Source organism: Nitrosomonas europaea (assembly GCF_900167395.1).
GTDB classification, from domain to species: domain Bacteria; phylum Pseudomonadota; class Gammaproteobacteria; order Burkholderiales; family Nitrosomonadaceae; genus Nitrosomonas; species Nitrosomonas europaea.
In genome coordinates this window covers 1-21,125 of sequence record NZ_FUWK01000045.1, presented here as the reverse complement: position 1 = coordinate 21,125, position 21,125 = coordinate 1, and the positions used below count along the sequence as shown (strand labels likewise).

Below are 21,125 nucleotides of genomic sequence, written 5' to 3'. Positions count from 1 at the left end.
ATCGCAATACGTGTCGATCCGTTATACCGAACGTCTGGCACAAGCCGGTATTGAACCGTCTGTCGGCAGTCGCGGTGACAGTTACGATAATGCGCTGGCTGAAACGATCAATGGCCTGTACAAGGCTGAACTGATACACAGGAGAGCTCCCTGGAAAACCAGGGCTGCTGTGGAGCTGGCAACTTTGGAATGGGTTGCCTGGTATAACCATCAACGCCTGCTTGGATCTATCGGGTATATTCCTCCAGCTCAGGCTGAAGAAAACTACCGACAAACCCAGGATAATAAGACATTGATGGATATTTTACTTTAACCAAATAGCCTCCTCGATTGTCGGGACGGTTCAACACTGTATCAGAGTTGGCGCCTGGCTGCAAATACCCAGCGGGAGCCATTGAACACAACTGGTGCGGGGGCGGAGCTGCGGAGCCGTCTCCCTCTCCGCAACCGCGAGGAACAGAACGGATGTCACAAACAGGCTTGGGCGTCGCCCTCAAGACGCTGCGCGAACGCAGAACCCTTTCGCTGCGAGAGATCGGTCAGCTCTCGTCGGTGGATCATGCATATGTCCACCGCTTAGAGTCGGGCGAGAAGACCAATCCGTCGCCGGATCTGGTTGAGAAGTTGTTGAGGGTTCTCAAGCCCGGGGAGAGGGATGCCGCGCTTGTGATGTGGCTTGTTGACCATGCCGAAGCCGATCCCCGTCTTGTCGAGTTCGTGTTACAAGACCCATCCATCAGCATCGACATCTTTTCGGCTGCGGCGGGAGTGAGGCATCGCGGAAACACGAGGCCTGATCCCGCAACTCTGATCGCCCGAATCAAAAGGGCCTTCGACGACGAGGATGACTGAACATGGACGAGGCGGATGTCAGGCAGAGAGCGCGCGCGTTTGTCGCGCGCGTCGATGTTTCGAACATCCGAGAAGACCTGTCCCCGTATGTGACCGAAGCTAACGCCAAGGTCAAGAAGGAAGAGCTTGGTGAGGGAGAGTCCGGCTACACAATCACCAAGCCGAACGGGAAGCACGTCATTACGGTGAACTCGCTGGAAACGGAAGAGCGCCAGCGTTTCACCATCTGCCATGAGGTAGCTCATATAGTGCTCGGCCTGGAGTCGAGTCACGAAGAGGTGCCGTCTTGGTCCTATGCAAAGCGACATCCGAACGAGATCGCCTGCGATACGTTTGCCGCTGAACTGCTGATGCCCTATCAGCAATGGCTCTCCGCTGTTCCCAAGGAAGAGCCCTCCTTGGATCTCATCCAACACATGGCCGACTTGTTTGGCACATCATTCCCTGCAGCGGCGTCAAGGTTCGCCAGTCTTAGCGATATGCCATGCGCATTCGTCACCATGGAGCGCGGTGCAGTGCGGTATGCCGCACGCTCCACTGCCTTGCGGCAAGCAGGGGCCTGGATACCGGTCGGTAATTCCAGCAGGCTCCGTGGCTCACCGAATCCGCTCTTCAGGGAAGAGCGCTACTGAGACGGGGGAAGTTTCACAGGACGTCTGGTTCGACAACTGGGAAAAGGGCCTTGACCTCTGGGAGCTTGCAAGGCATTACCTGCGGACCGATACCACCATCTCCCTGCTATGGTTCGACAGCGACGATTTACCGGAGGTGGAGGTAAGCCGCTTCGGCGCACGTATTCAAGACGATGGAGGCTTGGCTGAGCTGACCGGAGAACTGCCATGGCCGGGGCGAAGCAGGCGCCGCTGAATAGCGATCACGGCCACGACCGCAAGAAGGCTGCTCTTAACAGATCATGCAGCATGCCTACGGAGTCCGAGATGGAGAATCTATCGCGCGCTCTTACAGGTACTTTTTGAACGTCGCCGCCGCGATGTCCACGGCCACCCCAAGCAAGATCGCACTCGGCAGCAGAATCAGGATCGGGCTCACGCTGATCGGCAACGCTAGGTAGACCGCCCACGGCAGGACCATCAGCGCCATCAGGAAAAGCGGCAGCATCAGGTATAACACCAGCAAACGGACGAGGAGCGCCAGCACCGTGTAGGCCGCCGCGATTGGGTAGCCTTCCGAGAAGGCGTAGACTTGCCCCACGTAGTAGCGGAAGTTCCTGGACGCTACCTAGCTGTCGGTGCGGGCGTGCGCTGAGGCGTTCTGCACCCACTCCAGCATGCCGGTCTTGAGGAAGACCCACTCATAGGCACCTTCCACCAACCGATGCGCCGTGCGCCCCGGCTCCTGCACCACCACGCTGCGCGTGAAGTACGTCGAGAGCTGATCCAGTTCGTAGTGCACCATGTCCTGCGCATGACGCCAGCCTTGGCGCGACCGCCCGGAGGCAGTCATATCATTCGCTCGATTCGTCTCCTCATAGGGCACGTATTTACCATGGAATATGATTAATGTTATATTCCACAGCCAATATGTATCCCTATGAGGCTCGATTTGAGCGAGAAATATCATACGAAGACCCTCGGACCACGGTCGGCACAGCTCATCACGGAACTGCACGAGCTGCGCAAGAGCACGTTCACCGTGGCGGACGTGCGCACGATCACGGGGTTGTCGCCGACCGCGGCCCGCACGCTGGTCCACAAGGCCCGGCAGCGCGGCCTGGTGACCCGGCTCAAGCCGGGTCTGTACAACCTCGTGCCGTTCGAGCTGGGGCGGGCCACCGAGCATGTCGACAGCCCCTACCTGATCGCACGCGAACTCGCGGGCGAGGCCTCGTATTTCCTGTCGCACGGCACTGCCTTCGAGCTGCATCGCATGGTGACGCAACCGAATTTCACCGTGTACGTGTCCTGCACGCGGCGCGTGCGCCCGCAGACGGTGGGCGGCTATGACTTCCGCTTCGTCCACGTCACCCCCGAGCAGGTCTTCGGCGTGACGAAGCACTGGATCGACAAGGAACGCTTCGTGGCGATCAGCGACATCGAGCGCACGATCCTCGACGGTCTGCGGCACCCGGCGTTCGTCGGCGGCATCACCGAGGTCGCCAAGGGCCTGTGGATGAAGCGTGCCGAACTCGACCTGCCCCGCCTGGTGGAGTACGTGCGCCGCCTCGACGTGGGCGCGGTCGTGCGCCGCCTCGGCTACCTGCTGGAGCACTACGGCCTGGGCGACGCGGCGACGCTGGAATCGCTGCGCGGCATGCTGACCGCGACCTACCAGCGTTTCGATCCCCTGCTGCCGGCCGAAGGCCCGTTCGTCTCGCGCTGGCGCCTGCGGCTCAACGTGACACCCGAAGAACTCGACGCAGTGAGGCTCGGCTGATGATTCCCCAACGCAACCTGTCCTTGATCTCGAACACGCAGGTGTTCGCCGGCGGCCGACGCATTCCCGAAGCGGTCATCGAGCGCGACTACGTGCTGGCCTGGTTCCTGACGGGCCTGGCCGGCCATCCGCTGCGCGACGTGCTGGCTTTCAAGGGTGGCACGGCACTACGGCGCTGCTGGTTCGTGGACTATCGATTCTCGGAGGATCTGGACTTCACCTTGATCCGTCCGATCACCCTCGACGAAATTTTGGCCGGTTTGAACGACATCTTCGCTGTGATCGAAAACGCCTGCGGGCTGCGGATCGCCTTCGACCGCGAGGACCGCCACGGTCATCAGAACAGCCATACCTTCTACCTGCGCTACCAGGGTCCACTGCCTGCGGCCAACGACGTGAAGGTGGACATCACGATCGACGAGGTGCTGTGCTTTCCATTGGTCGATCGCCCGATCCATCGGGCCTACGACGGCTTCGATGATCTGCCGGAAGGGCCGACCGTCAAGGTCTACGCCCTCGAAGAGATCGTGATCGAGAAGCTGCTCGCGCTGAGTGATCGCGCCCGCAACGAACCGCGTGATCTGTATGACCTCTGGTATCTGCTGAACGCCGCCGATCTGCGCATCGCGGAACTGCGCACCGAACTCGACGCCAAGCTCGCACATCGGCAACGTACCGCCGCGGGCATCGAGCAGGCGATCGCAGCCAAGGAAGAGCGGCTGAGGCGTCTCTGGACGACCCGGCTCGCGCATCAGATGAGTGCTCTGCCTCCGTTCGACGATGTCTTTCGGAACGTATTGCGCATCCTTCGGGCGGCTGGGTTGCCACGGGCCAATGACTGACATGTTGCTGAATTGATACTGACAGGCAATGCCGCGCGGATGTGTTGTGTGTGAGGTTCAGCTTACTGAAGCGTTTGGCTTCGTTGAAAGCGAAAATGGCAGCGTCATCAATTGTTTCGCAGAATGCATCACTACTTGTCACATAACGCGAATTACCTGAGAGCAAGTGCTCTCGGAAATACCCCCACTTACGTTTCCAGATACCACCAGATATACCCCCGAAATGGTGTGGTGGCATCATCGAAGCCAACGAGGGTGTCAATATTAACACATTGATCTATAAGCACTTATTGGCGTGAAGTGATGGGGTAAAAACGAAAAACCCCTGATAAAGCATCAAGGACCTGAACCGGAAACCTATCAACGAAATCGACGATTTTCAGCCCAATTTCGATGCCATTGACGTCTACTTTCATCCACAGACGTCAATAGCTTTCCTCAGACGTTAAACAGAAAATGCATCACATCACCATCCTGAACGATGTAATCTTTGCCTTCCACCCGCATTTTGCCTTTTTCCTTCGCGCCGGCTTCGCCGCCGCAGGCAATGAAATCAGCATAGGATACGGTTTGTGCCCGGATGAAGCCTTTTTCAAAGTCGGTGTGGATGACGCCTGCTGCCTGCGGGGCAGTATTGCCCTTGTGTATGGTCCAGGCGCGCACTTCCTTCACACCGGCAGTGAAATAGGTTTGCAGGCCAAGCAGATCGTAACCCGCACGAATCAGGCGGTTGAGGCCAGGTTCTTCCAGCCCCAGGTCAGCCAGAAATTCCTTTTTATCTGCTTCGTCGAGATCGGCCAGTTCAGCTTCGATCTTGGCACACAGCGCCACGACTGGTGCGTTTTCTTTTGCTGCATATTCACGCAGGCGATCGAGATATGGATTGTTTTCAAAACCGTCTTCCAGCACATTACCCACATACATGGCCGGCTTGATCGTCAGCAGGCACAACGGCCTGATGATTTCCTTTTCCTCGTTTGAAAGCGGGAATGTGCGCGCCGGCTGCCCCTGATTGAGGTGTGGTATCAATTTCTCAAGTACCGTAACCAGTTTGATTGCTTCCTTGTCACCGGATTTCGCTTTCTTGCCATCACGCGCAATGGCTTTATCCACGGTAGCAAGATCGGCCAGTGCCAGTTCGGTCAAAATGACCTCGATATCAGCCAGCGGATCGACCTTGCCGGCAACGTGCACGACATTCGGATCATCGAAACAGCGCACGACGTTGACGATGGCATCTGTTTCACGAATGTTGGCAAGAAACTGGTTACCCAACCCCTCTCCCTTGGAAGCACCCGCCACCAGTCCGGCAATATCGACGAACTCCACGATGGCCGGTTGCACACGCTGCGGATTGACGATTCTGCTCAGCTCGGTGAGGCGTGAATCAGGTACTTCAACGATACCGACGTTGGGCTCGATGGTGCAGAACGGATAGTTTTCTGCAGCGATACCTGCTTTGGTCAACGCATTAAACAAAGTGGATTTGCCAACATTGGGCAAACCGACGATTCCACATTTCAGGCTCATAATCCGGTTTCCATCGATTTCCTGAAAGCGATACAGAATAGCAGCTTACAGGTGAGACAGTTTCTCAGTTTTTTTCAGTTTTCCTGCCGGGTATGCAGTCGCTGCATTGCCGCGGCAAAATCTCCCCGGGCGATCAGCGGCCATACCTGCATGCTGTGATCTATTGCTTCATCAATCAGTGCTGCTTCTTCCCTGCGCGGGGGATGCAGGACATAATCCACCACCTGATTTCGATCTCCCGGATGTCCCACGCCGATCCGCAATCGCCAGAAAACCTGGCTGGAAAGATCCGCGACGATACTTTTAAGGCCGTTGTGTCCCCCGGTCCCGCCACCGGATTTCAGTTTGATGACGCCAGGCTGCAGGTCCAGTTCATCGTGAACGACCAGCATCTGTTCAGGCACTATTTTGTAATAGCGGCATACAGCAGCAACCGACATACCGCTAGCATTCATGTAGGTTTGGGGTTTGAGCAACCAGATGTCGGTATCGGCCAGCATGATGCGTGCACACAACCCGCGAAACCGGGTTTCCAGCGTGAATGCAACCCGTTGTGAACTGGCCAGACGGTCCAACCAGTCAAAACCGACGTTATGGCGGGTCGAGGCATACTTCTCGCCCGGGTTGCCAAGACCCACCACCAGCCTTACGGGTAACTCCATAACTCAGTGCAGTTCGGCAACAAGGGATTCAGAAAAGGGTGAACGGACTTAATAATGGATTGCGATACGAGGTGAACGATACCAGGGAGATACTCCCTGGCATACAAACAGAATCAGGTTTATTCTTCGCTGGATTCGCCGGCTTCCCCACGCTTCGCAATAAGTGTAGCCACCGGCAGATTGTCACCTTTCAACAAAGCAGGTATTTCGACATTTTCCGACAGTATCAGATCACTCAAATGCAGCGTGCTGCCGGCTGTCATTCCGGACAGATCCACCGTGATGAATTCAGGCAGATCTTTAGGCAGACAGGATATCTCGATCTCGGTTGCCACGTGGCTGATCATCCCGCCCGACAACTTGACCCCTGGCGCAATATCAGCGTTAATGAAATGCAGCGGTACTTTTACGTGGATTTTCTGATCCTGTCTGACACGCTGAAAGTCGATGTGCAACACCTGTTGCTTGAACGGGTGCATTTGCACATCACGCAAAAGCACCTGTTCCTTTTTGCCATCAATACTGATCGAAAGGATGGATGCATGAAAAGCTTCCATTTTCAGCTTGTAGTACAGATCCTTGTGATCGAGTTCGATCGATTGCGCATCACCATTGCCACCATAAATGACTCCCGGCAATCTTCCTTGGGAACGCAGACGACGATTTGCGCCGGTTCCATGTAATTTACGACTGTTGGCACTGATTTCGATTTGCATTCCATTCTCCTGAAAACAAACAGCCCGCCCACCCGCGAACGGACCAGAACATTATCTCATTCTATAAACAGCGAGCTCAGCGAACTTTCGTTACTTATCCTGAGCATGGATTCACCCAGCAGGCTGGCCACGCTTAACTGATGAATACGGTTACATTTGCTGGCATCTTCTCTTAACGGAATCGTATCCGTTACCACCAGTTTATCCAGATCCGAAGTCTGGACACGTTCCACTGCCTTCCCTGACAGAACCGCATGAGTCGAATAGGCGATCACGCTGGCTGCACCTTCCCGTTTCAACGCAGATGCCGCTTCACACAATGTGTTTGCCGTATCCACCATGTCATCGATGATCACGCAGGTACGCCCCCTGACGTCACCGATGATGTTCATGACCTTGGATTCATTCGGTTTGGGACGCCGCTTGTCTATGATGGCCAGATCACATTCCAGGCGCTTGGCAAGATGGCGTGCACGTACCACGCCGCCCACATCGGGCGAAACGACGATCAGGTTCTGATAGTCATGCTTCCAGATGTCCCCGAGCAGAATCGGCATGCCGTAGACGTTATCGACCGGAATATCGAAAAACCCCTGAATCTGGTCGGAATGTAAATCCATGGTCAGTACCCTGTCCACTCCGACACTGGTCAGCATATTTGCCACAACTTTGGCGGTAATGGGTACCCGCGCAGACCGGGTTCTTCTATCCTGCCGCGCATAACCGAAATAGGGAATTGCCGCAGTAACACGGCTGGCTGAAGCACGTTTCAGCGCATCGACGATCACCAGAATTTCCATCAGGCTGTCATTGGTCGGTGTACAGGTGGATTGCAATACAAAAACGTCATTACCCCTGACATTTTCAAGTATCTCCACCATGACTTCACCATCACTGAAACGCCCAACGTTTGCACGCCCGAGATTGATGTTCAGATATTTGACTACATCATGTGCCAGTTTCGGATTGGCCGTTCCGGTAAAAACCATCAGGCTGTCATAGGACATAGGTAACTTTTACATCCGGTTTAAAAAACGACACGGGCTGATCCGGCCACTTGCGTGATACCTGCCACGATACTGGCAGATTCATTGGGATCTGGCTGGGGAGGTAGGGATCGAACCTACGAATGCCGGAATCAAAATCCGGTGCCTTACCACTTGGCGACTCCCCAAAAAATATTCTAAAAATCCGACAAAGGATGTCTTGCGAGCCCTGACACGACAAATCCGCTCATATCGCCCGGCAACCGCCCGAATACCTCGCGCGCAGCCGATTCGGAAGGGAATTCCGCAAACATACACGACCCTGAACCACTCATCGCCACTTTCGTCGTGCCATGCTGCTGCTTCAACCATCCCAGCCATCCAGCAATGACAGGCTGCATGCGCATCGCAACGGGCTCAAGATCATTATGCCCCTGTCCCATGGAAAAGGCCGCCATTTTGATAGGAATTGTATTTCGTGTCAACTCTTTGCTGGTGAAAACCGCCGCTGTGGAAATCTGGACAGGCGGCGTCAGCACGACATACCAGGCCGATGGCAAATCGACAGCATGCAGTTCTTCCCCCACTCCCTCGGCAAATGCATTCCTGCCATAGATGAACACCGGCACATCGGCGCCCAATTCCAGTCCCAGTGCCATCAGGCGTTCTCTTTTCCAGTTGATCCCCCACAGCCTGTTCAGGGCAATCAGTGTTGTGGCCGCATCGGAACTTCCTCCGCCCAGCCCTCCGCCCAGCGGAATGTTCTTTTCCAGATGAATTTTCACTCCGAGTGACTCTCTGCCAAACCGTTGCCGCAACAATTTTGCTGCCCGAACGCATAAATCATCCGTTTCCGTCAGGCCGGGAATCAGGTTCTCATGCCTGATGACACCATCATGAGTGATGTCAAAATGCAGTCGATCTGAATGGTCGATAAAGCGGAAGACGGTCTGCAACAGATGGTAACCATCTTCCCGACGTCCGATCACGTGCAGAAACAGGTTGAGTTTGGCCGGCGCTGGAAATATGTCCATACACGAGAAAGAAAAATTATTTACGGTAACTTTCTACCCGTGGCGTCACCGCTCTTTGTTTCACCCTGCCACTGATCGACCAGCAGCCTCATTTTCACATCCGGCCGACTAAATTCCAGCAATCTTGGTAAAACAGACATACCCTCCTGTGCAGGATAATAATTCTGGTAAACCACCTGCCACCCATCCTGACGAATGGCTACCGTACGTCTGTTCTTATCCAGATCTTTTTCAGCAACCGTATCTGGAAAATGGGTTCCGCGCACCCAGAACCGCATACCGGCAAGCGGCAGCTCCCAGCCCAGTACCTGGCTGGTGAGATACTCCGCATTCTGTGCCCGATAAATGGCGGGCTCAGAAGTAACCAGACGCACGCCGGTCTGATCCCTGAAAATCTCTGCAACGATCTGCCCAAGCGGGGAAAACAGGTAAATTTCATCACTCTGCCCGGTATGCTGCCAGCGAATTCCCCCGGAAAACCGATGCTGTCTGGCATTCACTGCCAACCTGCCAGTGAGTACAAAAGGCTCATTCGCAATATCAGCTTGCTCTTGTACCGGTTGAATGACGACTGTAGTCACTTCTCCCTGATGAACCTCCGGCCCGGCACACCCGACCAGAACCAGGAGAATGCCCAGCACCCAGCTTCTGCATGCCATTCTCCTGGCACTCAAACTGGAAATGCAGGAAAACACGATGTCATTCATTTCAGGAGATCTGGCAGGTAGCCCTCCTCCAGTAATTTTTAATGATTCGGCGGGACATGGCCGTTCAGAATGAATTTCGTACTGCATCCTGCTGAGTATTCCGCGTATTCTGCGAATCCGGCAGGATGATATTCAATTCGAGTGTTTCCTGGTTGTCATCCTGTTCGAATTTAACGGAGATGGCATCCTGATCCACTTGTACGTACTTGCGGATGACCTGCATCAACTCTTCCTGCAACTGGGGCAGATAAGACGGTTTGTTGCGATAATAACGTTCATGCGCAACGAGAATCTGCAATCTTTCCTTGGCAACCGAAGCTGTTTTAGATTTAGATGATCTGAAATAATCCAGTAAGCTCATTATTTACCTCCAAACAGCTTTCTGAGAAATCCTTTCTTACTGTCAATGAAACGGAGTGGTTTTTTTTCTCCAAGATAACGCGCTACCACATCCGCATAGGCCTGACCTGCATCGCTTTTCTCATCCAGAATCACGGGAATTCCCGAATTAGACGCATTCAACACCGATTTGGATTCCGGAATGACACCCAGCAAATGTAACGACAAAATCTCCTGCACATCATCCAGACCCAGCATTTCACCGGATTCAACCCGATCCGGATCATAACGCGTCAGCAACAGGTATTCCTTGATAGGCTCCATGTTCAATTCAGCCCGGCGCGATTTGCTTGCCAGTATCCCCAGCATACGATCCGAATCTCTTACGGATGAAACTTCCGGGTTGGTCACGACAAATGCATCATCTGCATAATACATGGCGAGGTAGGCCCCTTTCTCGATCCCTGCAGGGGAATCACACACGATATATTTGAAATCCTTGGAAAGTTCCTCCAGCACCCTGCCAACACCTTCCAGATTCAGCGCATCTTTATCACGTGTCTGCGACGCAGGCAGGATATAGAGCTGATTGCAGTTCTTATCCTTGATCAGCGCCTGATTGAGATTCGCTTCACCATTGATGACGTTGACGAAGTCGTACACCACGCGGCGCTCACATCCCATGATCAGATCCAGATTGCGCAGACCGACATCGAAATCGATGACAGCTGTTTTATGCCCCCTTTTAGCCAACCCCATGGCGATCGCAGCACTGGTCGTGGTTTTACCGACCCCCCCCTTCCCTGACGTTACGACGATGATTCTTGCCAATTGAATCTCCTTCTCAGAAATATTTTCAGCTCAATTCTTCAATGATCAGCGCCTGATCGCGCAAATAGACCTGTACCGGCTTCTTCTTGGGAGTCTCCTTCAGATCCTCGCTGGTTTTATAAATACCTGCAATTGAAACCAGTTCCGCCTGCAGATCCAGACAGAAAAACCTGGCAGCGGTATCTCCCTGCACACCGGCCAGTGCCCGCCCTCTCAGCGTGTTATAAACATGGATATTGCCTTCAGCCATGATTTCAGCACCAGCACTGACCTGTGCCAGAATCACCAGATCGCTGGCAGCATAGATCCGCTGGCCCGAGCGCACCGGCTGGGTAATCATCATTGCAGGCGCGCGTACCGCCTCCCTGATCACTGGCTGAACCTCGGGCATGGTATCGTCTTTCCTTTGTATCTCCGGCAGAATAGCGTCATTACGGCTGCGGCCGGAATCAACCGGAACGGATAATTCCAGCGCCCGCTTTTCCTGTGAAGGATCTCCCCCCCTGATCCCGACAGGGAAGAGGCTCAGTCTACGAAGGAGTGATATGAGCGCTTCGACATCGATCTTTTTGTCATTCTCATTCAGCTCACTCAAATCGAACAATACAGGGGAACTGCTGAAGAAATCGGGAGCACTGGCAATTTTCTCCTGCAACCGCTGCTCGATCTTTTCCAGATCATTGTTGTACAGGACCAGAATGGGTGCGAAAAAGGTGCCACTTCTGAAGTCAAGGATGGAAGACTGATCCATATCAGTGATCCCTCAGCCTTATACCTTGTATTGAACCGGCTGCGCTATGCGAAAACATGTGAAAGATGAAATCAGGCAAGATAATCCGGGGCCGGCTGTAAAAGTCGTTATTATACCTTTCAATCAAACGGAATAAACTGGTTTGATCAGAAACCTGGTAAATCGCGTATTGTCTGCGCCGAACATCCAGGCGGAGTGTTTGTCCAACTTGAGGTTTACACTTTTCCACTTTATCCGTCGAGGAAAAAATATGAAAACCCATACCCTGCCCCTTCTCCTGTCGTGCACTTTGTTTCTCATCGGCGCCTGCACCAGCATGCCGCCTGAAATCAGAAATTTTTCAGCAGTGGATATCCCTTACCAGCCAGTCAGCCAGAACGCTGAAACCTATAAGGATGCACCGGTTCGCTGGGGAGGGACTGTGATCGAGGTGGAAAACGAAACGGATTTCAGTCTGATGCAGGTGCTTTTTCATCCGCTCGATCGCAGCGGATACCCGGAAACCAGAAAACCCGGAGAAGGACGTTTCGCGGTAGAGATCAATGAGTTTCTCGATCCAGCAATTTATACCAAAGGTGTAGAAGTAACCGTCATCGGCACAGTAAAAGGAAATATCGAACGCACAATCGGAAACAAAACCATCCATATTCCACTCATCACTGCCAAGACCATCCATCTCTGGCCGCAGGCCTATCGTGAAGACAACCTGTACCGTTACGGACCCTATCCCGGTTATTATGGATATGGCTACCCGTTTTTCTACAACGGGTATTACCGGCCCTACCGGTTCTGGTGGTGACACGAGTACCCGGGACATTCAGGGCAATCAATATTTTACCGATTCATACCGTAAACAATGAAGCAGCCGGCCACCTGAAAGTGGCCGGCCCGATATCCGACAACACTCATCCGGCATGTGGAAATTACTCAATCTGACAGGAATCTGCACCCTGATTCTGGTTGTCACCCTGGCAATCATGACTTACCTTGCCATCGACAGTCATCCCCGGATTGAACGAGAAATCTCCATCACACCGGAACAGATTGCCCGTGCCAAAGATATTCTCGATACACACCGTTACCAGGTACGTCCCGGCACATCGGCCACAGTCAGAATCCAGGCAGATGATCTCGATAATGCTCTGAATTATCTTGCATATCATCTCGCTCAGGGACATGCAAAAGTCACCATGCACGACAAAAGCGCACAGATACAGCTCAGCCTGCCGATACCCCCGGGAATGATCACAGGCTATCTCAATCTGCAGGCTACACTGACCGAAGGCAAAAGCTTTCCCGAGCTCAGCTCGGTAAGCATCGGGAAAATACAGATCCCGGATATTCTTGCCGGTCAACTGACCGAAAAGCTGCTGGCATGGCTGCAGACTGCCAGTCCAGATGCGCGCGCCGGCCTCGATGCTTTCAGAAAACTGCGGTTTTCCCGCAATGAAGTAGCAATTTCTTATTTCTGGAAAGGATGGGGAATCGACAAAGCCAGTTACTCCCCCGTCAGCCTGCCTTTTTTTGACCGGCAGGCGCTGGACAAGCTGTCGCACTATCACCATTTCCTCAACGAACAGAATCGTAAACGGGTTTCACACACCATTACGCTGTCAGAGATACTGACACAGATCATGCAGGAAACCGTTCGTCATTCGCCCAATGGAAACGTGCTGGAAGAATTCCGCGCCGCAATTCTGGTAACGGCATTTCATGTCGTTCAATTCCCGCTCAGGCTGGTCATCCCGGAAACAGCCGACTGGCCGGATCCGGTCAGAATCAATGTCACCCTGGATGGACGCAACGATCTGGCCATGCACTTCATGGCTTCCGCAGTGATTACTGCTTACTCGGATACAACCCTGTCCAACGCCATTGGTTTATATAAAGAGCTGGAAGATTCACGTTCCGGCAGCGGATTTTCCTTCAACGACCTCATGGCAGATCGCTCAGGAACCCGTTTTGCCGAGAAAGCCATGGCCAGCCAGGATTCAGCACGCCGGATGCGGAACATCATTCTGGCTGGAATACACGACACCGACCTCATCCCACACTGGTCCGATCTGCCCGAACACATGTCCGAAACTGCCTTCAAAGCGCGCTTTGGAAGTACCAGCAGCCCCCGCTATCACGAAATGATGGATAAGATCGAACAGCGGGTGGCTTCCCTGAAATGGCTGCGTTATTAGGATATGCTCAATCACTTACGAATATTTTTAATACCTTCAACCCAGAAATTTCCCTGCACAGAAACAGAAGCCGATTGGGGAAAGACAGATGCAGGCAGGGAAGAGTAAAATACTCCGCCACGATATACGCGATCGGTATAACCCGCTTCTCCAGATCAGGATAATGAATACAAGGTACTCTTCCTCCCACACACCACTACTCCATGATCTGCCGGTAAACGGCACACGAATTATTGCACCCCCTGTCATCAGCTTATAAAACGGGTACCGTTAATGAAAATTGTCATCCTGGGAGCTGGCCGTGTCGGTTCGACCGTGGCTGAAAGCCTGGCCAGCGAATCCAATGATATTACGGTAGTCGATCTGGTAAGGAACAGGCTCAGCCTGTTGCAGGAGCGGCTGGACTTGCGTACTGTCGTCGGCAGTGCCTCTCACCCTGACATCATGATTCAGGCGGGCATGGAAGATGCCGACATGATACTGGCACTTACCGGAAGCGATGAAACCAATCTGGTTGCATGCAAGCTGGCTGCAAGCATGTTCAACACCCCTACCCGGATTGCCCGTATCCGTACCGTGGATTACCTGGATCACCCGGACATATTCTCCCGGGAAAATTTCTGTGTCGATTTTGCGATTTGTCCGGAACGGATACTGACCAAATACATAGAAAAGCTGATCGAGTTTCCGGGTGCGCTGCAAGTGCTCGATTTTGCCTCCGGCAAGGTCAGTCTGGTAGCGGTGAAAGCTATTCGCGGCGGTCCGCTGATCGGACGCCAGTTGAAGGAATTGCGCCGGCACGTCCCCAATCTGGATACCCGGGTTGCAGCAATTTTCCGCCATAACCACCCGATCATTCCTGAAGGCAGCACCATCGTCGAAGAAGGTGATGAGGTATTTTTCATCGCTTCCTCCAGCGACATTCGTGCCGTCATGGGTGAACTACGCCGCATGGACAAATCCGTCAGGCGAGTGATGATTGCAGGCGGTGGCAGAATTGGCCGCCGGCTGGCGGAGGTATTACAACAGTCTCACCAGGTACGGATCATCGAGCGGGATATCAAAGTATGTGAATCACTGACTCAGAATTTGCATAACACGCTGATTCTACATGGTAATGTCACTGACGAAGAGCTGCTGGAGAGTGAAAATATCAGTGAAATGGACATATTCTGTGCGTTGACTGATGATGAGGAAAACAACATCATGGCTGCGCTGATGGCCAAACGCATGGGTGCACGCAAGGTGATCGCCCTGATCAACCGCAGTATGTACGTGGATCTGATGCAAGACAGTGGCATCGATATTGCCATTTCGCCCGCACAAGTCACGATTGGATCACTGCTGGCTTATGTCCGCCAGGGAGATGTAGCCGTGGTGCACAGCCTGCGGCGCGGTGCAGCCGAGGCGCTGGAGCTGGTCGCACATGGTGATACCCGTTCTTCCCGGGTGGTCGGCCGCAAAATCGAAGAAATCAAATTGCCCAGAAGCACCACCATCGGCGCTATCGTGCGCGGACTGCCACCGGGGGATGTTTACCGGAACCTGTCCGAACAGGAAGAAGACAGTATCTTAGCTCAATGGAAGCAGGCACAGGTCATCATTGCCCATCACGATACCGTGATCGAACAGAATGATCATGTCATCCTGTTCGTCGTCAACAAAAAAATGGTACGGCAGGTGGAGAAACTGTTTCAGGTGAATGTGGGGTTTCTGTAATCAGGCACCATGGGCCATGTCCTGAGTCATTTCCTGGCAGTAGCCAACATCCTGGGCCGCATGGTCATGATGTTCGGGCTGGTTCTGCTGATCCCCTGCGGAGTTGCTTACTGGACGCTGGATGGATCACTGTCGGTTTTTCTCGATGCACTGTCCGTTACGCTCGGGTGTGGTGCTACTATATGGATACTGACTTATCGCTTCAAGCGGGAACTGCAGATTCGTGACGGGTTTCTGCTGGTGGTGCTGGTCTGGCTGTCGCTGCCCTTGTTTGGCATGCTGCCCCTGGTCTGGTATTTGCCGGAACTCGGTATCGCCAAAGCGTATTTTGAAGCAGCTTCCGGTCTGACCTCGACCGGAGCAACGATACTGACACGGCTCGATGAGCTTCCTTATGCCATCAATCTGTGGCGCTGCCTCATGGCCTGGCTGGGCGGAATGGGCCTGATCGTACTGGCCGTGGCGATTCTGCCCATGCTCGGTGTCGGGGGCAGGCAGCTTCTCAGCGCCGAGATCCCCGGGCCGATAAAAGAATCCCGACTGACACCACGAATCGCCGAGACCGCCAAGCGGTTATGGCTGATCTATGTCACGCTGACGCTTACTTGTATGATTGCCTACCGGTTGGCTGGAATGACTCCATTCGATGCGATCGCTCACGCGCTGAGCACGCTGGGATTGGGAGGGTTTTCCACGCATGACTCCAGTTATGGATACTGGAATTCTCCGCTGATCGAGGCAATCGCTATATTGTTCATGCTGATTGCCGGTATCAATTTCTCATCCCATTTCGTTGCCTGGCGCGCCAAAAGCTTCTCCCCTTATCGTGCCGACCCGGAAGCAAAACTGTATATCCTGATCACGCTGGCCAGTTGTATCGGAGTAGCCGGGTTCCTCTGGATAAAAGGCATTTATACGGATCCTCTGGTTGCCTTGCGCTATGCGGCTTTCAATGTGGTTTCCACTGCCACCACTGCCGGCTACAGTAACACCGACTATGCCCTCTGGCCGATCTTTGCTCCGCTCTGGATGCTGTTTTTATCGGGTTTCTGCACTTCATCGGGCTCGACTGGCGGCGGTATCAAAATGATCCGGGCACGTATCCTGTTTCAGCAATTTTTTCGTGAAATGATCATCATCATGCACCCGCGTGCAGTTTCACTGATCAAAATCGGCAGAAGCATCATTACCAATGAAATCATCTTTGCCATTCTGGGATTTTTTTTCGTCTATCTGATCAGCATCGTTCTGATGACGCTGGCGCTGACGTTAAGTGGCCTGGATGAGATTACTGCCTTCTCGGCTGCTGTCGCCTGCCTGAACAATCTGGGAGCAGGTCTGGGAGCAGTCGGTCCGGCCATGACCTATGCATCGCTCAACGATTTCCAGATCTGGCTGTGCAGCTTTGGCATGTTCCTGGGCAGGCTGGAATTTTATACGCTGATGATTGTTTTCACCCCCGCCTTCTGGCGGAGATGACGCCGCAGAATATTCAGATCGAATCGGATCGGCCGATAATGCGTTATCATAACGGGCAAAAATCTGACTGCAGCGGAAAGATAGCTTGGCAAGGAAACCTTGGAAATAAGGGGAAATCGTGACTGAAACGGCAAATGATTTAGCAGGTATCAAAGTAATGGTGGTTGATGACAGCAATACCATCCGGCGCAGCGCGGAAATTTTTCTCGCACACTCCGGCTGCGAGGTCATTCTGGCTACAGATGGATTTGATGCAATGGCCAAGGTCATCGACTGTCAGCCGGATATCATTTTTCTGGATATCGTCATGCCACGGCTGGATGGCTACCAGGCCTGTATGCTGATCAAAAAGAACCCCAGATATCAGTCTGTGCCAGTGATCATGCTCTCCAGCAAGAGCGGATTGTTCGATCGCGCGCGCGGCAGAATGGTCGGCTCTGATGAATATCTTACCAAGCCGTTTACCAAAGAAGCACTGCTCGACACGGTACGTAAACACACTTCACACCACCGGGTACCGGCCTGATACGGCTGGAAAACGATATAACAATTATCGGCCTGGTCCCAATGGTTATTCAGATTCGTATCATGGCTACCGTCCCGTTCCTTCATTTCTGCTGTAATGAAGGTTAACCCGCCTCTGGCGTGGCATCCTGCACCTGTTTCCGCTCCCGTCGACCTTCACTGGTGGCTGACTCACCGGGGTTCTCTCACCCGCCTGATTCAGGATCGCTGTGAACATTTTCGTGTCGAACCTATTTTTCAGGCACTGGCAACGGCGTGTATCGATGAGCTGGAAGTCATGAACCTGCGCAGACAGACCCGGGCACTGGTAAGGGAGGTTTATTTGCGCTGTAACGAAACACCGGTTGTATTTGCTCATTCGATCGTCAGAAAAGAACATTTACGAGGTGCATGGCGCGGCCTGAGCCGCCTGGGCAATCAGTCACTGGGCACCATGCTGTTTACCAACCCACTGATACAGCGCACTCCTCTTGCTTTCAAGAAACTGAAACCGCACCACCCGCTGTTCGAACGTGCCTGCAAACGACTGCAGAACCGCCCGGCCGATCTCTGGGCAAGGCGCTCGTTATTCATCCTGCAACATCAGCCGATACTCGTCACCGAGGTATTTCTGCCCGCAATCCGCAGACTCTGAGGCAGTAGTAAAATACGCCATACCTTATCCTGATCGATCCATCAGGCCCGGATACATTACTGAACCCATTCTTATGACTTCTGTAAACATGACTTTCGCAGACCGGCTTTCCGCATACACCCGGCTGATCCGGCTGGATAAACCCATCGGTATTCTGTTACTGCTGTGGCCGACATTATGGGGATTGTGGCTGGCGGCTGACGGCATGCCGGATCCGATGATTCTGGTGATTTTCATTCTCGGTACAATTCTGATGCGCTCTGCTGGTTGCGCCATCAACGATTTTGCCGACCGGCGCATCGATCCTCACGTTTCTCGTACCCGCAACCGTCCGCTGGCGGCCGGCCTCATTACTGCACGAGAAGCATTGCTGATCGCCGCCGGATTGAGTTTGTGCGCATTCCTGCTGATACTGCCGCTCAATCTGCTGACGATCCAGCTATCCGTACCAGCCCTGTTCCTTGCGGCTTCCTATCCATTTACCAAACGCTTTTTTGCCATGCCACAAGCATATCTGGGTATCGCATTCAGTTTCGGTATTCCCATGGCGTTTGCAGCACAAACCGGTACCGTTCCGCCGCTTGCATGGCTACTGGTACTGGCCAACCTGTTCTGGGTGATCGCTTACGATACCGAATATGCGCTGGTGGATCGCGCGGACGATCTGAAAATCGGTATCAGAACATCTGCTATTACGCTCGGTCGGTTTGATGTGGCAGGGATTCTGCTATGCCATATCATTTTCCTGAGCACCCTGACTTACGCAGGCATATTGCTGCAACGTGGCATCTGGTTTTATGGCGCCCTGCTGGTTGCATTAGGCCTGGTCATCGTTCAATACGGCATGATCCGCAAACGTGAACCTTCTCGCTGTTTCCAGGCATTTCTGCATAATAACTGGATCGGTGCAGTCATATTTGCGGGTATATTGCTGGATACGCTGTTCAGAACCGATCAATCATTCTGACGAAGATTCAGGATCAGCTCCAACCCCATTACACGCCGCTCAACTCACTTACAACCACCGGGCCTGCTTTATGAAATACAAGGATTTGCGTGATTTTCTCGTACAGCTTGAGCAACGGGGTGATCTGAAGCGCGTGGATATCGAGGTCGACCCTCACCTGGAGATGACGGAAATCTGTGATCGTCTGCTCAAACAGGCCGGTCCGGCTGTACTGTTCGAACGGCCTGCCGGACATACTATCCCGGTGCTGGGCAATCTGTTCGGCACACCGGAACGGGTGGCGCTAGGCATGGGCCAGACATCGGTTTCCGCCCTGCGTGAAGTGGGCAAGCTGCTCGCCTATCTCAAGGAACCCGATCCGCCCAAAGGATTGCGCGACGCCTGGGAAAAACTGCCGGTACTGAAGCAGGTGCTCAATATGGCACCCAAACAACTGGCCAGCGCCCCTTGCCAGGAAATCATATGGGAAGGTGCCGATGTCGATCTGGGCAAACTGCCGATCCAGACCTGCTGGCCGGGAGATGTAGCACCCCTGATCACCTGGGGGCTTACGGTGACACGCGGCCCGCATAAATCAAGGCAAAACCTGGGAATTTACCGGCAGCAGGTGATCGCTCCGAACAAAGTAATCATGCGCTGGCTGGCGCATCGCGGCGGAGCACTGGATTACCGTGATTTTTGCCAAATTTATCCGGGACAACCCTACCCTGTTGCCGTTGCACTCGGTGCTGATCCGGCAACCATCCTCGGTGCAGTGACTCCCGTTCCTGACAGCCTGAGCGAATATCAGTTCGCCGGTTTGCTGCGCGGGGCAAAAACTGAAGTCGTCAAATGCCTGACACATGATTTACAGGTTCCCGCCAGCGCGGAGATCGTACTGGAAGGCTATATTCATCCGGATGAAATGGCAGTAGAAGGTCCCTACGGTGACCATACTGGCTATTACAACGAACAGGAAACCTTCCCAGTCTTCACGATCGAACGCATCACCATGCGCCGCAACCCGATTTACCATTCCACCTACACCGGCAAACCGCCCGATGAGCCAGCCATTCTCGGGGTAGCACTCAACGAGGTATTCGTACCGCTGTTGCAGAAACAATTCACCGAAATTACCGATTTTTACCTGCCACCGGAAGGCTGTTCTTACCGCCTCGCTGTGGTCAGCATGAAAAAGCAGTATCCCGGCCATGCCAAGCGCGTCATGTTTGGTATCTGGAGTTTCCTGCGCCAGTTCATGTATACCAAGTTCATCATCGTGACCGACGATGACATCGATATCCGTGACTGGAAAGAAGTTGTCTGGGCGATGACTACCCGGGTCGATCCGGTACGCGATACTCTGATCGTGGAAAACACTCCAATCGACTATCTCGATTTTGCCAGCCCGGTTTCAGGACTTGGCAGCAAAATGGGTCTGGATGCTACGAACAAATGGCCGGGTGAAACAACACGTGAATGGGGTTGCCCCATTGAAATGGATGCAGCAGTCAAAACCAGAATCGACCATCTCTGGCAGCAACTGCCATTCTGATCGTTCCGTTACGAGGATAAGAAGACTTTTCCTTCTCTGGAAAAGCGGAATACTGTCCATGAATACCGACTCGACTGCACATCAGACTACCCTAATATGTAGTAGTTCAGATTTGATCTGACAGCAGGTCTTGCCAAGAGGTGGGATTACCCGGTTTGATAGAGGTGCGAATCTTTATCAACCAAACGCGAAAGCGTAAAGGAGTAATCCCATGAGCAGTGTTCATCATAAAATCATTAAACACAAGATTGGCTTGCTTAATCTGGCAGCTGAGCTTGGCAATGTATCCCGTGCCTGTAAGGTGATGGGTTTTTCTCGCGATACTTTCTATCGCTATCAGGCAGCTGTGGAAACAGGAGGTGTTGAAGCTCTGATAGATGCAAACCGACGTAAGCCCAATATCAAGAACCGTGTAGAAGAAGCGACGGAAGCAG

The 21,125-nt window shown here is 53.3% G+C and carries 23 protein-coding genes, 1 tRNA gene and 1 pseudogene; 14 read left to right on the top strand and 11 right to left on the bottom strand.

Features of this window, described 5'->3' with window-relative positions:
* The 3 genes from B5D58_RS11735 to B5D58_RS11725 all read left to right on the top strand — a co-directional run.
* The coding region (locus B5D58_RS11735; protein ID WP_143779585.1) for an integrase core domain-containing protein at positions 1–313 on the top strand (313 nt) is incomplete at its 5' end.
* A 152-nt stretch (positions 314–465) separates the two neighbouring features.
* Positions 466–852, top strand: a complete 387-nt coding sequence (locus tag B5D58_RS11730) for a helix-turn-helix domain-containing protein (RefSeq protein ID WP_041356807.1) — start codon at positions 466–468, stop codon at positions 850–852.
* A gap of 2 nt (positions 853–854) precedes the next feature.
* Complete coding sequence (locus B5D58_RS11725) at positions 855–1,484, top strand: ImmA/IrrE family metallo-endopeptidase (RefSeq protein ID WP_011112361.1); 630 nt, start codon at positions 855–857, stop codon at positions 1,482–1,484.
* A 328-nt stretch (positions 1,485–1,812) separates the two neighbouring features.
* Here B5D58_RS11725 and B5D58_RS11720 read toward each other — a convergent pair.
* A pseudogene (locus tag B5D58_RS11720) lies at positions 1,813–2,316 on the bottom strand (DUF4400 domain-containing protein).
* Positions 2,317–2,415: 99 nt separating this feature from the next.
* Here B5D58_RS11720 and B5D58_RS11715 point away from each other — a divergent pair.
* Positions 2,416–3,246: a type IV toxin-antitoxin system AbiEi family antitoxin domain-containing protein gene (locus tag B5D58_RS11715; protein ID WP_041357234.1), complete on the top strand. Its 831-nt coding sequence runs from the start codon at positions 2,416–2,418 to the stop codon at positions 3,244–3,246.
* Positions 3,246–4,088 carry a nucleotidyl transferase AbiEii/AbiGii toxin family protein gene (locus B5D58_RS11710; RefSeq protein WP_011112364.1) on the top strand — a complete coding sequence of 281 codons (843 nt, stop codon included), beginning with the start codon at positions 3,246–3,248 and terminating at the stop codon, positions 4,086–4,088. The genes B5D58_RS11715 and B5D58_RS11710 overlap by 1 nt, the downstream gene beginning before the upstream one ends.
* A 438-nt stretch (positions 4,089–4,526) precedes the next feature.
* Here the strand turns inward: B5D58_RS11710 and ychF are convergent, their stop codons facing one another.
* The 10 genes from ychF to minC all read right to left on the bottom strand — a co-directional run bounded on the left by ychF (position 4,527) and on the right by minC (position 11,644).
* On the bottom strand, positions 4,527–5,618 hold the full coding sequence (gene ychF, locus B5D58_RS11705; RefSeq protein ID WP_011112365.1) for a redox-regulated ATPase YchF: 1,092 nt from the start codon (positions 5,616–5,618) through the stop codon (positions 4,527–4,529).
* A gap of 74 nt (positions 5,619–5,692) precedes the next feature.
* Positions 5,693–6,280 (bottom strand): aminoacyl-tRNA hydrolase, encoded by a 588-nt coding sequence (pth, locus tag B5D58_RS11700; RefSeq protein ID WP_011112366.1) that lies wholly within the window; start codon positions 6,278–6,280, stop codon positions 5,693–5,695.
* Positions 6,281–6,399: 119 nt separating this feature from the next.
* Positions 6,400–6,996: a 50S ribosomal protein L25/general stress protein Ctc gene (locus B5D58_RS11695; protein ID WP_011112367.1), complete on the bottom strand. Its 597-nt coding sequence runs from the start codon at positions 6,994–6,996 to the stop codon at positions 6,400–6,402.
* A 56-nt stretch (positions 6,997–7,052) separates the two neighbouring features.
* Positions 7,053–8,003: a ribose-phosphate pyrophosphokinase gene (locus B5D58_RS11690; protein ID WP_011112368.1), complete on the bottom strand. Its 951-nt coding sequence runs from the start codon at positions 8,001–8,003 to the stop codon at positions 7,053–7,055.
* Positions 8,004–8,095: 92 nt separating this feature from the next.
* Positions 8,096–8,170 (bottom strand) — tRNA-Gln (locus tag B5D58_RS11685).
* Positions 8,171–8,179: 9 nt separating this feature from the next.
* Positions 8,180–9,016 carry a 4-(cytidine 5'-diphospho)-2-C-methyl-D-erythritol kinase gene (gene ispE, locus B5D58_RS11680; RefSeq protein WP_011112369.1) on the bottom strand — a complete coding sequence of 279 codons (837 nt, stop codon included), beginning with the start codon at positions 9,014–9,016 and terminating at the stop codon, positions 8,180–8,182.
* 20 nt (positions 9,017–9,036) lie between these two features.
* Complete coding sequence (gene lolB, locus B5D58_RS11675; protein ID WP_234989074.1) at positions 9,037–9,723, bottom strand: lipoprotein insertase outer membrane protein LolB; 687 nt, start codon at positions 9,721–9,723, stop codon at positions 9,037–9,039.
* A gap of 64 nt (positions 9,724–9,787) precedes the next feature.
* Positions 9,788–10,084, bottom strand: a complete 297-nt coding sequence (gene minE, locus B5D58_RS11670; protein ID WP_011112371.1) for a cell division topological specificity factor MinE — start codon at positions 10,082–10,084, stop codon at positions 9,788–9,790.
* Positions 10,084–10,893 (bottom strand): septum site-determining protein MinD, encoded by an 810-nt coding sequence (minD, locus tag B5D58_RS11665; RefSeq protein WP_011112372.1) that lies wholly within the window; start codon positions 10,891–10,893, stop codon positions 10,084–10,086. Before minD ends, minE begins: the two co-directional genes overlap by 1 nt.
* 25 nt (positions 10,894–10,918) lie before the next feature.
* A complete protein-coding gene (gene minC / locus B5D58_RS11660) occupies positions 10,919–11,644 on the bottom strand; it encodes a septum site-determining protein MinC (RefSeq protein WP_011112373.1) in 726 nt (241 codons plus the stop codon).
* A gap of 250 nt (positions 11,645–11,894) precedes the next feature.
* Here minC and B5D58_RS11650 point away from each other — a divergent pair, with 250 nt between their 5' ends.
* From B5D58_RS11650 to B5D58_RS11610, 9 genes are all read left to right on the top strand, one after another.
* Positions 11,895–12,443 (top strand): Slp family lipoprotein, encoded by a 549-nt coding sequence (locus B5D58_RS11650; protein ID WP_011112374.1) that lies wholly within the window; start codon positions 11,895–11,897, stop codon positions 12,441–12,443.
* A gap of 115 nt (positions 12,444–12,558) precedes the next feature.
* A complete protein-coding gene (locus B5D58_RS11645) occupies positions 12,559–13,833 on the top strand; it encodes a YfiM family lipoprotein (RefSeq protein WP_011112375.1) in 1,275 nt (424 codons plus the stop codon).
* 273 nt (positions 13,834–14,106) lie between these two features.
* The gene (trkA, locus tag B5D58_RS11640; RefSeq protein ID WP_011112376.1) at positions 14,107–15,552 is read left to right on the top strand and encodes a Trk system potassium transporter TrkA; all 1,446 of its coding nucleotides are present in this window, start codon (positions 14,107–14,109) and stop codon (positions 15,550–15,552) included.
* A 9-nt stretch (positions 15,553–15,561) separates the two neighbouring features.
* Positions 15,562–17,031 carry a TrkH family potassium uptake protein gene (locus B5D58_RS11635; RefSeq protein WP_011112377.1) on the top strand — a complete coding sequence of 490 codons (1,470 nt, stop codon included), beginning with the start codon at positions 15,562–15,564 and terminating at the stop codon, positions 17,029–17,031.
* A 157-nt stretch (positions 17,032–17,188) separates the two neighbouring features.
* Positions 17,189–17,557: a response regulator gene (locus B5D58_RS11630; RefSeq protein WP_041357235.1), complete on the top strand. Its 369-nt coding sequence runs from the start codon at positions 17,189–17,191 to the stop codon at positions 17,555–17,557.
* 96 nt (positions 17,558–17,653) lie between these two features.
* Positions 17,654–18,190, top strand: a complete 537-nt coding sequence (locus B5D58_RS11625; protein ID WP_011112379.1) for a chorismate--pyruvate lyase family protein — start codon at positions 17,654–17,656, stop codon at positions 18,188–18,190.
* A gap of 88 nt (positions 18,191–18,278) precedes the next feature.
* On the top strand, positions 18,279–19,157 hold the full coding sequence (gene ubiA / locus B5D58_RS11620; protein WP_041357237.1) for a 4-hydroxybenzoate octaprenyltransferase: 879 nt from the start codon (positions 18,279–18,281) through the stop codon (positions 19,155–19,157).
* A 70-nt stretch (positions 19,158–19,227) separates the two neighbouring features.
* Entirely contained in the window at positions 19,228–20,691 is a 1,464-nt protein-coding gene (ubiD, locus tag B5D58_RS11615; protein ID WP_011112381.1) for a 4-hydroxy-3-polyprenylbenzoate decarboxylase, read from the top strand.
* Positions 20,692–20,902: 211 nt separating this feature from the next.
* A partial coding sequence (locus B5D58_RS11610; protein ID WP_143779584.1) for a helix-turn-helix domain-containing protein occupies positions 20,903–21,125 on the top strand: 223 nt, incomplete at its 3' end.